Consider the following 12,577-nt stretch of genomic DNA (forward strand, 5'->3'; position numbering starts at 1 on the left):
CGCGGGGCTCTTCACTCGAGCGTGAAATCGCCGGCCGCGCGCGCCTCGTCGTCGTCCAGGCCGAGCGCCTGGACGGCCGCCGCGCGCAGGGTCGTGAGCTCCGCGCGCGCGGCGGCGGGCGCGTATACCCAGTTCTCCAGGAGGCGGAAACGGTTCGCGCCGAGCTTGCGCTTGGCCGGGTGGCCACCTCGCCCGAGGTGGACCTCCCGCAGGCCCGCCCGCTCCGCCAGCCGGTACATCTGGAGCGTCTCGGCGATGTAGAGGTTCTGGCCGCCCGGCACCCTCGCGCGATCGATCCCCTGCACCATCTGGAAGAGCTGGCCCCTCGTCCTGTCGATGAAGTTCACGGACGCCTGCACCGCCTCGCCGGTCGCGCGCTCGCGACGCAGGCAGAGCAGCAGGTGCGGGCCGAGCGCGGACGCCGCGATCGCCGCGAGCGTACCTTCGTCGTAGAAGTTCCGCGCGTGCCCGTACTTCTCGATGTTCATGCCGTGCAGCCGCGCCACCTCGCGCATGGCTGCCGGGTCGCGCAGCGCCTCCTCGCCCTCCAGAAACACGAGGTCATAGGTCTCCTCGGCGCGCCGCACGAGGCGCGCGAGCTCCTTGCGCTGGTGCAAGGAGAGGCGCTCGGCGAGCGCGGCGTCCACCCCATCGCGCAGATCGACGATCGCCTCGATGAACCACGGGAGCGCGAGGAACCCGGCTTCGCGGAGCGCCGCCCTGTCCGAGGTGCGGCGCACGGTGGGCACGAGCAGCTGCGCGGCCCCCAGCGCGCGCGCCCGCGCGCGCGCCTCGGCGATGGCGTCCGCCGACGGCGCCACGCTCGAGAAGTTGTAGAAATAACCGCCGAAGACCAGCGTCCGCTCGTGGTCCACGGCAGGGCAATCGACCTGGAACCGACGGACCCAGTGCATGATCTGCTGGAGCGGCAGCGCCGGCCCGGAGAGCTCGTAGAGGCGCACGAACAGCGCCTCGAAGACCCCGAGCGCCAGCTCGGACTCCAGCAGCGTCGCCGCTCCGGGCTGGCCGGTCACGCGTCACCTTCGACGAAGGGCGCGAGCGCCGGCAGCACGGCTTGCGCCGCGCCCGCGGCGTTGACGACCTTCACGACCTCGCCGCGATCCATGATGAGGACCCGGTCGACGCCGCGGAGCGCCTCGAGGCGATGCGCGATGATGATCACGGTGGTGTCGGACAGCGCGGTATCGAGCGCGTCGAGGAGGCGCCCCTCGCTCTCGACGTCGACGCTGGCGGTCGCCTCGTCGAGCACCACGACGCGCGAGCCGCGGAGGAGCGCCCGCGCCAGGCACACGAGCTGGCGATGGCCGGCGCCGAGCCGGGCCGCATGCCCGCCCATGTCGCTGTCGAGCCCGATCCCCTGCGCCGAGAGCGCGTCCCGCACGCCGGCGCTGGAGAGGGCGCGCCAGAGGGCCTCGTCATCGTGCTGGCCCCGCGGATCGAGGTTCGTACGCAAGGTCCCGCCGAACAGCACCGGGTCCTGCGGCACGACGGTGAGACGCGAGCGCAACGCGTCGACCGGCACGCTCATGATATCGACTCCTTCCACCAGGATCCGGCCGGCCTGGATGGGCGCGGTCCGCAGCAGCGCCGCCACGAGGCTGCTCTTCCCCGAGCCCGACCGCCCCACGACGCCGATCTTCTCCCCGGGACGCGCGGTGAACGAGACGCCGCGCAGCGCGGGGACGAGGCCATCTCGATAGGCGAGCTCGACACGATCGAACTCGACGCTCCCCTCCATCGGCCAGGTCGTCTCCGCGGCGGATGCCCCGCGAGCCTCGGGGGCGAGCCGCGAGAACTCCCGCACGCGCTCGAGCGCCGTCATGCTGATCTCCAGCTCCGCGCTGGCATGCACCGCGCGCTGGAGGCTGCTCGTGATGGTGAGCACGTACGTCACGGCCAGGCTCCCCAGCGCCAACGACCCCCACCCACGCAGGGCGATGGTGAGCAGCGCCGTGGTCCCCAGGAGCACGGCCCCGAGGGCGTCCAGGTTGAAGGAGAGCCAGCGCTCCAGCCCGAGCTGCGCGTACGCGGTGCGCTGGGCCATTTCGACGCGCGCGAAGAAGCGCGCGTCGAAATGGCCCTCGCGACGGAGGGTCCGGACGCACGGGAGGCCCACCCACACCTGCTCGACGCTCGACAGGAGGGGCGCCTGAGCCACCGCGTCGAGGCGCGCGACCTCGCGCGACGCCAGGCGGAAGCGCCGCTGCACCCGCAGGTACACGGCGAGGAGCGGCGCGAGCACGAGCAGCGCATAAGGCGAGCTCACGACCACGACGGCCAGCGCGGAGGCGAGCGCGAAGAGGACGTTGAGCGTGTCGAGGGCGGCAGGGACCACGGCCGTGTCCACGGCGCGCTGATCGCGGGTGAAGCGGTTCAACACCCGGCCGATGGGCGTCGCGTCGAAGAACGCGAAGGGCGCGTGCGCGACGCCGCTCAGCAGCCTGTCGTGCCATCGCCTGGCCGCCTCGACGCCTCCGCGCGCGACGATCAGCGAGCGCGCGAACGTGGCGATCGCCGCCAGCGCCCCGAACAGGGCATATCCCTCGACGACGGCGCGCGCGGGCGTGCCGGGGGCGCCGGAGCGGAGCGCCAGCCAGGCGTCGCCGCCGACGGCGAGCAGCTCACGCAGGATAAAGAGCACGGCCACCGCGGCCGCGAAGCCCAGGGGGCCCATGGAGCGCAGGTAGTCGCGGTACACGTCCAATGGCACGGCGCCCGCCGCCCGCTCCTCGTCGCCCGCGGCCTCCTCGTCCTCACCCGACGGCGCCGGCGCGGCGCGCCCGTCGTCCCCGCTGGCCGGCGGCGCGCCGTCCTGGGACACGACGCCGCCCCTCGCGGCGCGGACCTCCTCCGCGGGCCCGGCGGACGCGGTGGCCCGCGCGATCTCGTCGAGGCGGGCGAACGCTCCCCCGGCGCGCAGGAGATCGTCCGGGCGGCCTTGCTCCACGATCGCCCCCCCGTCGAGCACCACCACGCGGTCCGCGCGCCGGGCGTAGTGCAGGCGGGTCGTCGCGAGGACGCGCGTCCGGCCTGCCATCTCGCCCAGCACAGCGCGCTCGAAGACCTGATCGGCGAGCCGCTCGTCGAGCGCGCTCAGCGGGTCGTCGAGGAGGACGACCTCCGCGTCCGCGTACGCCGCGCGGGCGAAGCTGACGCGCTGGCGCTGCCCGCCCGACAGGCTCGCTCCGGCGTCCGCCACGGCCGTGGTGTCGCCGCCCGGGCGATCTCGTACGTCGACGTCGAGCCCAGCGGCGGCGAGGACGCGCCTGTACCGCCCGTCGTCCAGGGGCGCTCCGCAGAGGACGTTGTCGCGGATGGACTCGCCGAGCACCCACGGCTCCTGCGGCGCGAAGGCGATGCGCCCCGAGACCTCCCGCTGGCCGGCGAGCAAGGTGGCCTCGCCCGCGATGGCCGTGAGCAGCGTCGTCTTGCCGCTGCCGGCCGCCCCGACGACGGCGACGAGCTCTCCCGGCGCGAGGCGGAGGTCGATCTGCCGCAGGACCGGCGCGCCTGCCCACGACACGTCCGCGCGCTCGAGCCGCACGGTCCCCGGGGGGGCCACCGCCGGCGCCGCGGGCGCGAGCTCCTCGATGGCGAAGAACGCCTCGATCCGCTGGAGCGCGACGCGGCCCTCGATGACCGACATGAGGAGACGCGGCAGGAAGAGGAGCGGCGGCCGGAGGATGCCGAGGACGGCGATCGTCGACATCACGATCGGCACGTCCAGGGCGCCGCCGAGCGCGGCGTGGACGGCGAACGTGACGAGGGCGACCAGGATCGGCCCGGTCTGGAAGACGACGTTGAGCGCCGCGAGGCCGAACGCCTTGCGATCGAGGAGCCGGAGCTCCCCGCGCCGCGCCTCCTCCACGCGGGCGAGCAGCACGTCCTCCCAGCCGTTCAGCTTCAGCGCGCGGATCCCGCGGAGCGCGTCCGAGAGGAGCCCCAGCCGATGATCCGTCTTCTGCGCGAGCTCGCTCGACACGCGCTCGAGGGCGCGCGCGAGGCGGTTCGTGATGGGCGTCATCGCCGCGAGGGCGAGGATGCCCATCACGCTCGCGGCGCCGACGAGCGAGTAGAGCAGGAGCGCCGCGAGCACGATGATGCTCAGCGAGATGACGATGAGGGCGGCGTCCTCGATCGCCGTGCTGGCCCGGATGACGTCGTTCGATACCAGGTTGACGACCGTGCCCAGAGAGCCGCCGTGACGGGCGCGCGGGGCCGCCCGGAGGAGCTTGCGGAACGTGATGCCCGTGAGCGCCGCGCGCACGCGGAACGTCATCTTGCCGAGGACGAAGAAGCAGTGGTGGAGCAGCCCCCAGGCGCAGACGCTCCCGAGGAACAGGGCGGCGGTCAGCAGAAGGCCCTCGCGGACCGGCGCGTCGGGCGTCTCCAGCCACTGGAGGAAGCGCTCGAGCACGCCCGGGAGCGACACGCTCGACGCCGCGTGGGCGAGCCCGAGGCCGAGCGCCAGCGCGATGGTCGGCCCCGCCGTCGAGAGGAGCGCTCGCCCGAGGCGCCCGCCGTGCCGGCGGAGCGCCTCCTCGAGGGCGGCCGTCGACCGGCGCGGCGCCTCCTTCTCGTGAAGATCGAAGAGATCTTCAGCGGCGAGCGTCCTCGACGCCGCGCGGTCGAGGAGCGGCCCGACCCACGCGAACACGAGGCGAGACGCGATCGGGGAGCGCGCGTCGGGGGGCAGGCGCGAGGGCGCCGGGGAGCGCCGGGCGTCTTCCGCGGCAGCGGTCATAGCTGGAAGGCGGAGCGCTCGTCGTAGAAGCCCCCTCGCACCGCGACGTGCCCTTCGATCGTGTGCTTTCCCGCGTCCTCGGCGACGAGGCGCTCGTACGCGTCCAGGGGGACCACGCGAAAGTCGATGCTCACGCGGGTCGTGCCCTCGCGGTTCTCCGCCGTCCCGTGCACCACGCGGGGATCGAACATCAGCAGATCGCCCCACCGCACGGGCACCGGAAGGCACGCAGCGGAGAGCTTGCCGCGGAGCGCGTCGTCCGAGACGAGCAGCTCATAGAACGCGGTGCGCCCCGTGCGGAAGCGCTCGAAATCGTAGCCGACGCTCGCCGCGAAGGCGCGCAGCACCTCGATGCTGGTCTCGAACGGCGTCGCCAGGAGGCTGGCCGATCCCGCGGCGTCCGTCAGCGGGAGCCAGATGTTGATTTGCTCGAAGTAGTCTCCCAGCAGGATGTCCGAGTGGTGGGTGAGCAGGCTGCCGTCCGGCGCGCGGAAGCGCTGGGGAGCCGGCACGGGGAAGTGAAAGCGGAGCGGCGGATCGCGCTCGAAGACGACGTCGAAGCCGAGCACCTCCCGCGCGACGAGCCGCACGACGTCGTGGTATGCGGCGAGCAGGCCGGGTGAGGCGCTGGCGATCTCGCAGGAAGGGCGACTCAGCCTCTCCGCCGTCCAGGCCTGGTCCTCCGCCGAGACGTGGTCGTGCAGCTCCTCCAGGGGAAGGGGTCGGCTCGTGAATCCCCGCTCCACGAGGTATTTCGCGGCCTCGTCGCGAAGCGGCGCGACCGCCTGCTGGAGGGGAACACGCCGGGGCCCACCGTCAAACAGCGCTGGCTGCGCGAGCGCCCGCTGGATCTTGCCGCTCGTATCGCGCGAGTCCGCCGTGGTGTCGGTCGTCGCCGGTCGTGAGTTCATCGGTCACTTGATCCCTTCCTAGCGCTCTTCTGCCGCGATAACATAAGCGGGGAAGCGGACGCGCGGCAAGGGTTGCGAGCCAACGCGCACCCAGAACGCAGCGGCGCCCTGAAGAAAGCCAAAGCCCATGCTCCCCAAGCTACCCGACAGAGACGCGCTCCGTCTCGCTGCCCATGGCTATTATTTCTCGTGTGCGCTCTATGCTGCCGTCAACCTGGGCATCGCGGACGCGCTGGCCGGAGGCCCGCGGACGGCGGCGGAGCTCGCCCAGCAGCTCGGCACCGACGCCGACGCGACCGAGCGCCTCCTTCGGCTGCTCGTGTCCGTCGATCTCTTCGCGCGCGACGCGGAAGGCCGAGTCTCCCTGACGCCCGTCGGAGCCTACCTGCGCTCCGATCACGAGCAGTCCATGGCCAAGGAGATTCGGATGTTCTCCGGCGGCGAGGTCTACCAGACGTGGGGGGACCTCCTCGAGTCCGTCCGGACCGGGCGCTGCGCCTTCGATCGGCGACGCGGCAAGCCGCTCTTCGAGTGGCTTCCGGAGCAGCCCGTCACGGCAGAGCTCTTCCACCAAGGCTGGCATGAGATCACGACCCGCGCGGCGCGTGAGACGGCGGAGGCGTACGATTTCACCGGCGTCTCGACGATCACGGACGTGGGCGGCGGGTATGGCATCTTCCTCGCGACCATCCTTGCCAAGCTCCCCGGGCTGCGCGGCGTCCTCTTCGACCTGCCCATCTCGGTCCGCGGCGCGCCGGACAACTTCCGGAGCCTGGGTGTGGCGGACCGGGTGAGCATCGTTCATGGCAACGCGGAGGAGTCCGTTCCCGCCATGGAGCTGTGCACGATGAAGAGCGTGCTCCACATGTGCACCGACGAGCAGTGCGTCCGGATCCTCTCGCGGTGCGCCGCGGCGCTGCCTCGAGGCGGCAAGCTCCTCGTCCTCGAGCGCGTCATCCCGGATCATGACGGGTACCACTGGAGCAAGCTCGTCGACGTGAACATGCTCGTGATGACGGGGGGACGCGAGCGCACGCGGGCCGAATACGCTCGCCTCTACGAGGCCTCCGGCCTCGAGCTGACCCGCTGCGTGGCGCTCGCGTCCGGCTTCGACATCATCGAGGGTCTGCGCGCTTGAGCCGCGGTCAACGCGTCGCCCCGCGCGGCGCTGGCCTCGCGAAGGTAGCGGGGCCTCGGGGGAGGTCGAGCACGTTTTCAATCAGCAGGACATCCGCGACCGCCTGTGCACGCCCGCGATCGAGGAGCCATCAGGGCAGCTTGTCGAGGGCGTCGCGAGAGAGAAGAACACATGAGCAAGAGAACGTTGAACAAGGTCACCGTGATCCGGCGCGAGGCCATCCCGACGCTCCGCTCTGTCATCGTCGATGGAAAGGAGCACGGGCTCGGCCTCCACAAGGACTTCCGCCGGGATCCGGTCCTCTCCCAGTTCATCCCTGACAACACACGCCTCTCGATGGCGTGGGTCCACCTCGAGCCCGGCGAGACGCTCGACGCCCATGAGCACCCCATCGAGACGATGATCGTCATGTGTGCCGGTCAGGGTCGCATGTTCGGGGACGTCACGACCGAGCTCCTCGAGGGCGATGTCGTCGCCATCCCGCGGGGCTGCGCTCACGGCTTCGTGGGTGCGGGCACGCACGGCTACTGGGCGCTGTCCATCCAGTTCGAGGCGCGCGGGCTCTACGAGCGCCCCGACGACGCGCTCGTCTCGTTCAAGGACGAGAGCGCATCTCAGTACGAGGAGCTCTTGCGCCGCAACGACCAGTACATGGAAGAGCACAAGTCCAACGCGATCTTCCGCTTCGTCGAGAGCGAGCGCGTCAACGACGCCGCGCAACGCGGGCGGCTGATCGACACCATCCAGGTGTGGTCCGGCTACTTCCAGAAGGTCATCATGAGCCGCATGGTGTTCGGCCGCGACGAGCGTTATCTGGCCCTGGCGCGCCAGCATTTCGCGGGCGAGTACGGCCACGACGAGAACCTCGCCGCGAGCCGGCATGGCAAGGGGACGCCGGTGTGGGATCCGCTGCTCGAGGCTTGCTCGGCGTGGTTCGCCTCCAAGATGCTGTCGATCGACGACGCGGAGAAGACCGTGCTCGTGCACCTCGTCCTCGAGGGCGCCGCGACGGTCTTTCACCGGGTTGCCCACCCCATTATGGCGAAGTTCAACGAGACAGACCACTTCGCCGTACATGACCTCGCGGACGACGGCCACCTCGAGATGGGGCTGGAGGTGTTGAAAGGGCTCTCGCCGGCTGCCTACGCGCGGTGCCTGCGCATCCAGAAGGAAGGGTGGGACATGCTGAACGCGCTCACCGCGCGGATGGCCGAGCTCGCCGAGGCGGCCGGTTGAGCCAGCGCGGCTCACCGCTCGCGCGGAGGACGCTCGCGGACGCCGGCCTGGCGCCCATCATCACAGGCTACCGGCCTGGCATCACGGAGCGGCTCTTCACCAACCCACATGGAGGGCAATGGGCACCCTATCCGTGCCCGGTCCCGGTCGAGCTCGCGCGGAGGTACGCCGTGGTCGTCGACCTCCTGGAGGAGGCTCGCCCGTCCATGGAGGCTGGCCCCTCCATGGAGGCTGGCCCCTCCATGGAGGCTGGCCCCTCCATGGTGGAGGGCCGAGCCTCCATCGACCCGGAGGGGGTCTTGTTCACGGCGGGCTCCATCGCCGGGATCGACCTGCTCGTCCGCTGCTTCTGCGAGCCCGGCGAGGACCGCGTGTGCGTATCGACGCCGACGTTCCCCGCCTTCGCCCAGTACGCCAGGTTCCACGGCGTCGAGGTCGTGGATGTCCCGCTCGAGGGGCGCGATTTCAACGTGCTCAGGACAGAGGCGATGTCGGCGCTCGGCGCGAAGCTCACGTTCGTGTGCACGCCCAACAACCCCGTCGGGACGACGGTCGCGGCCGAGCAGGTGCTCGAGCTCGTCCAGCGCTCGCGCGGGCTCGTCGTGGTCGATGAAGCGTACGTGGAGCTCGCGGATGTCGGCTCGTTCGCGCGGCTCGTCTCCCGGTACCCGAACCTCGTCGTGCTGAGGACGTTCTCGAAGGCGTGGGGGCTCGCGGGCCTGCGGGCGGGCGTGGTGATCGCCGCCCCAGACGTGGTCCACACGCTGCGCATCGTCCAGGACCCGTTCGCCTGCACGGCCCCCGTCCAGGCCGCGCTGGCCCGGGAGCTCCATCGCGTCGGCGAGCTCCGCGCCGTGCTGGCCCGGCTACGGGCCGAGCGAGCCGCTCTCGTGGCCGCACTCACGCGCTCGCCGGCTGTCGAGTATGTGTATCCCACATCCACCAACTTCGTCCTCGTCCGGCTCCGCCGCCCTGATGCGGTGTACGCCGCGCTGGAGCGGGAGCCGGACGTCTTCGCTGCGAATGCGCACGCGCATGTCCCGGGAACCCTGAAGGTTTCCATGGGTCGGCCGGACAACGACGCGCGCCTCCTCTCGTTTCTCCAGGCCCACGGCTGACCGCGGCACGCGCCGGCACGAACGGCGGCGTCGGCTGATTCCTGCGGAATCGAGGCCGAGGATGTGACGCCAACGCCCTGCGTCGTGCCAGCTGCGCCGGCACACAGGACGACCGGCCACTGGCCGGCCAGTCGGTGTCGCATGCGGCGGCCAGCGCGCGTTTCACGCGGACTCCAGCGCGCCGGAGCGCACGTCACCTGGGTTCCTCCGTGGACCTCGACCGCCGCGGCGGGCGTACCCGCCGGCGCTCTCCTGGCATGGGGCGTGCACAACAATCATGCACGCGCCAGCGGCCACCCATCAACTTGCTTCAGCGAGTCCCCAGCTGCGCGACCGAGTCGATCTAGCGGGCGCCTCACGGGCGCGTCTCTGCTGGTGAGATCGACGCGGTCGTGTGTCTGCGCGGGGTGCCCCACTGGACCGAAAGAGAGCATAGGTCGATGACAACGAAATCACGGATCGGCACGCACACCACCGCTCATGTAACCCAGAGTGAGGCTCGCTGTCTCGCTGTGAGGTCGGCATCCGTCAACCATTCTATCGGCCTGACCCGGACCGGCACGACCGAACGTCGACTCACCGCTCGTACGCACGGCTCCTGCGGCGAGCTCGCCCGACGCATCGTCGGGTCGGCCGCGCTGTCGCGGTACGACGCGGGGGCGAGCCGCGCCGCCTCCTCGCTGGCGAGCGACGCGCCCCTCCAGGGGGGCGAGCGCCTCCGGCCGTCGGCGGGGGCGCCCGCTTGGCTCGCCACGCGCCGCGTACCAGCGAGCGCGCGCGACTTCGTGATGCCGCAGCGGCACGAACAATATACCGAGACAGAGCACCTCGTCTGGCGCACGCTCGTGCGCAGGAACCTGCAGGCCGTGGAGCAGTACGCAGAGCGGCTCTACGAGCCGTACATCGCGGGTCTCAAGGACCTCGGGCTCGACCAGGAGCGGATCCCCACGCTCGAGGCCATCAATGCGAAGCTCGCGCCGACAGGATGGATGGCCGTGTGCGTCGAGGGCTACATCCCCGCCCCCGTCTACGCGGAGCTCATCGCGAACCGGATATTCCCCATGTCGCGCAACGTTCGGCACATGGCGCACATCGATTTCTCTCCTACGCCGGATCTCGTGCATGACATCTTTGGTCACCTCCCGCTGCTCTTTCATGCCCCCTACCAGCGGTACCTCCAGCGCCTGGCCGCCATGACGGCTCGCGCCGAGGCGTCCCCCTGGGACCACGCGCTCTACCTGGCGAACCGCCGGATGGGCGCGCTGAAGAGCGACCCCGATGCCCCGCGCGACCTCGTCGCCGCCGCCGAGGCGGAGGTCGACCGCGTGCAGCGCCACCTGCTCGCGAACCCCTCGGAGCTCACGCACCTCGCGCGCGTCTTCCTGTGGAGCATCGAGTTCGGGCTCATCGGGACGCGCGATTCGTACCGGGTCCTCGGAGCGGGGCTGCTCTCCTCCCTCTCGGAGTGCGCCGCCCTGTACGAGCCAGGGGCCGACATCCGCCCGTTCTCGATAGCGGTCATCGAGAAGGACATCCACTTCTCGGATCATCAGGCGCAGTACTATCTCTTCGAGTCGTACGAGCAGCTCGATTTCGTGCTCGACGAGTACCAGGCGAAGATGCGCCTGCGGGCCGGGTCAGCTGTCGTTGGGGTGATGTGACGCCGTGACAGCGTGACGGCCGCTGCGCCGCGGTCGGCTCAGCGGACCCGCCCGACCAGGGTCCAATGACGATCGCTCGTCATGCGGAGATCCACCGACGAGAACGGCAGCTCGCGAATCAGCTCGTTCACCTCTTCGACCGTGAGCGCGGCGCGGAGCGAGGCTTCGAAGAGGGCGCGCTGGCGGAGATACACGTTACGCTCCGGGGCAGGGACGCCATCCGGGACCTCGGCGTGCATCTCGACCAGGCGGAGCACGTCCGCATCCGACGGTGGGCGCGCCAGATCGCGCACGAACACGACACCCCCGCTCTCGACGACGCGGACCATCTCGCGCAGCGTCTCGAGGGGCTCCGGGATGTGGTGGACGATGCTGTTGGACAGAGCGAGATCAAACCCGCGCGGGTAGCCGGTGTCCTTGGCGTCGCGCCGGGCGAGCTCGATGCGGGATGCCAGCCCCGCCCGCTCGACGTTGCGTCGCGCCAGGGCGAGCATCGAATCCGCCATGTCGATGGCCACGACGTGCACGCCCGCCGCGCGACGGCAGAGCGCGATCGGGATGAGCGCGGTGCCCGTCCCCACGTCGAGGGCTCTCCGCGGAGCAGGGGCGACCGCGAGCACATCAGCGCAGAACTGCTCGTTCACCTCGCGGTTGTCGATAGCGTCGTAGTCGCCCGCTTCTTGTTCCGAATCCATCACCTCGGGCTCGAGGACGCGCTGTAATCTCATGGCCACGTACGATACACAGTTCGCAGCGCCGGCTCCAGAATCAATTCCTCCACGCAGCTCTGACCGTCGAGCAGCGCGCGGCGATCGCGGGCGCGCGCCGGCGCTGAGCGGGGGCAGCGCTCAGCGGGCGGGAGCGCCCGCGCAGATCCAGTCGTTGATCGTCTTGATATCGGCCGCGGGCAAGGGTGCGGTCGGCGGCATCCTGCTCTCGTCAGGGTCGCACAGGCCGACCTCCTTCAGCTTGTTCATGAGATAGCTGCTGCTCGGCTTGAATGGCACGACGAGCGCCTGCTCGCGGGAGCAAGACGCGCTGTCCTGATCGACGAGCTTGCCCACGGCCGCGCTCGCGCGGAGGTCGAGCCCGCCGGACGGTGCGCCGGCGTTGCCATGGCAGTACTGGTTCGCGCAGCTCCTCGCCAGGATCGGCGCCACGTCAGCGAACGCCGCCGTGTCGGCGCCGCAGGCGGGATCGCTCGGAGGCGCGCCGCCGCCCTCGCCCCCGGTGCCGGCCGCCGCGCCGCCGCCGCCCTCGCCCCCGGTGCCGGCCGCCGCGCCGCCGCCGCCCTCGCCCCCGGTGCCGGCCGCCGCGCCGCCGCCGCCCTCGCCAGCGCCGCCGCCGCCCTGGTTGGAGCCGCTGCCGCTGCTGGCCTGGCTCGAGCTGCTGCCGCTGTTGGTCGTGCTGGAGGCGGCGCCGCCGCCGGTGCCCGTGGAATCGTCATCGGAGCAAGCCACCGCCGAGATCCCGAGAGCCAGGCAAACGACCAATCGAAGCGAATTGTTGTGATAATACAAGGTACCTCTTCATCATGGTGTTGGTCACGCGGCGTTCGCCGCGCGAGCGATTCACGAAGAGACTAGAAAGCATGCGGACGCACGCGACGCAATCGCGCGATGGTGGACGAGGGGGTCGCCAAATTCCAACCGTGGCAGCGGGGCCGGCGCGTTGACCTTCTTCCTGCCGACGGGAGTCGACGCGTGTCGATCAGGAAATGACATTGCGCGCGCGTCCGGCTTCTCCAC

9 protein-coding genes are annotated in these 12,577 nt (G+C 70.9%); 4 read left to right on the plus strand and 5 right to left on the minus strand.

Annotated features, from left to right (window positions below; all coding sequences use genetic code 11):
- Nucleotides 1–11: 11 nt before the first annotated feature.
- From WMF14_RS29210 to WMF14_RS29220, 3 genes are read right to left on the minus strand one after another with little or no spacing between them, the layout of a single operon-like run.
- Nucleotides 12–1,034, minus strand: coding sequence for a hypothetical protein (locus tag WMF14_RS29210; protein ID WP_437791279.1), 1,023 nt, complete (start codon nt 1,032–1,034; stop codon nt 12–14).
- Nucleotides 1,031–4,765, minus strand: coding sequence for an ATP-binding cassette domain-containing protein (locus tag WMF14_RS29215; RefSeq protein ID WP_437791282.1), 3,735 nt, complete (start codon nt 4,763–4,765; stop codon nt 1,031–1,033). The genes WMF14_RS29210 and WMF14_RS29215 overlap by 4 nt, the downstream gene beginning before the upstream one ends.
- Nucleotides 4,762–5,676, minus strand: coding sequence for a phytanoyl-CoA dioxygenase family protein (locus WMF14_RS29220; protein ID WP_437791285.1), 915 nt, complete (start codon nt 5,674–5,676; stop codon nt 4,762–4,764). The genes WMF14_RS29215 and WMF14_RS29220 overlap by 4 nt, the downstream gene beginning before the upstream one ends.
- Nucleotides 5,677–5,803: 127 nt before the next feature.
- On the opposite strand from WMF14_RS29220, the gene WMF14_RS29225 reads away from it, so the two are divergent.
- The 4 genes from WMF14_RS29225 (at nt 5,804) to WMF14_RS29240 (ending at nt 10,829) form a co-directional block, all read left to right on the plus strand.
- Complete coding sequence (locus WMF14_RS29225) at nt 5,804–6,814, plus strand: methyltransferase (protein WP_437323270.1); 1,011 nt, start codon at nt 5,804–5,806, stop codon at nt 6,812–6,814.
- Between the two features lie 171 nt (nt 6,815–6,985).
- A complete protein-coding gene (locus tag WMF14_RS29230) occupies nt 6,986–8,050 on the plus strand; it encodes a cupin domain-containing protein (RefSeq protein WP_437791287.1) in 1,065 nt (354 codons plus the stop codon).
- Nucleotides 8,047–9,168: an aminotransferase class I/II-fold pyridoxal phosphate-dependent enzyme gene (locus tag WMF14_RS29235; protein WP_437791290.1), complete on the plus strand. Its 1,122-nt coding sequence runs from the start codon at nt 8,047–8,049 to the stop codon at nt 9,166–9,168. Before WMF14_RS29230 ends, WMF14_RS29235 begins: the two co-directional genes overlap by 4 nt.
- 512 nt (nt 9,169–9,680) lie before the next feature.
- Nucleotides 9,681–10,829 carry a hypothetical protein gene (locus WMF14_RS29240; protein ID WP_437791293.1) on the plus strand — a complete coding sequence of 383 codons (1,149 nt, stop codon included), beginning with the start codon at nt 9,681–9,683 and terminating at the stop codon, nt 10,827–10,829.
- Nucleotides 10,830–10,867: 38 nt separating this feature from the next.
- On the opposite strand, the gene WMF14_RS29245 is transcribed toward WMF14_RS29240, so the two are convergent.
- Together WMF14_RS29245 and WMF14_RS29250 are read right to left on the minus strand one after the other, a co-directional pair.
- Nucleotides 10,868–11,557 carry a class I SAM-dependent methyltransferase gene (locus tag WMF14_RS29245; RefSeq protein ID WP_272094188.1) on the minus strand — a complete coding sequence of 230 codons (690 nt, stop codon included), beginning with the start codon at nt 11,555–11,557 and terminating at the stop codon, nt 10,868–10,870.
- A 120-nt stretch (nt 11,558–11,677) separates the two neighbouring features.
- Entirely contained in the window at nt 11,678–12,289 is a 612-nt protein-coding gene (locus tag WMF14_RS29250) for a hypothetical protein (RefSeq protein WP_272094189.1), read from the minus strand.
- Nucleotides 12,290–12,577 lie beyond the last annotated feature (288 nt).

It is taken from the genome of Sorangium sp. So ce693 (assembly GCF_051521375.1).
Classification (GTDB): Bacteria; Myxococcota_A; Polyangia; order Polyangiales; family Polyangiaceae; genus Sorangium; species Sorangium atrum.

What these genes read in the sequence shown, in the direction of transcription:
- WMF14_RS29215 (WP_437791282.1), bottom strand. Translation starts at nt 4,765, where the DNA reads ATGACCGCTGCCGCGGAAGACGCCCGGCGCTCCCCGGCGCCCTCGCGC.
- WMF14_RS29220 (WP_437791285.1), bottom strand. Translation starts at nt 5,676, where the DNA reads ATGAACTCACGACCGGCGACGACCGACACCACGGCGGACTCGCGCGAT.
- WMF14_RS29225 (WP_437323270.1), top strand. Translation starts at nt 5,804, where the DNA reads ATGCTCCCCAAGCTACCCGACAGAGACGCGCTCCGTCTCGCTGCCCAT.
- WMF14_RS29230 (WP_437791287.1), top strand. Translation starts at nt 6,986, where the DNA reads ATGAGCAAGAGAACGTTGAACAAGGTCACCGTGATCCGGCGCGAGGCC.
- WMF14_RS29245 (WP_272094188.1), bottom strand. Translation starts at nt 11,557, where the DNA reads ATGAGATTACAGCGCGTCCTCGAGCCCGAGGTGATGGATTCGGAACAA.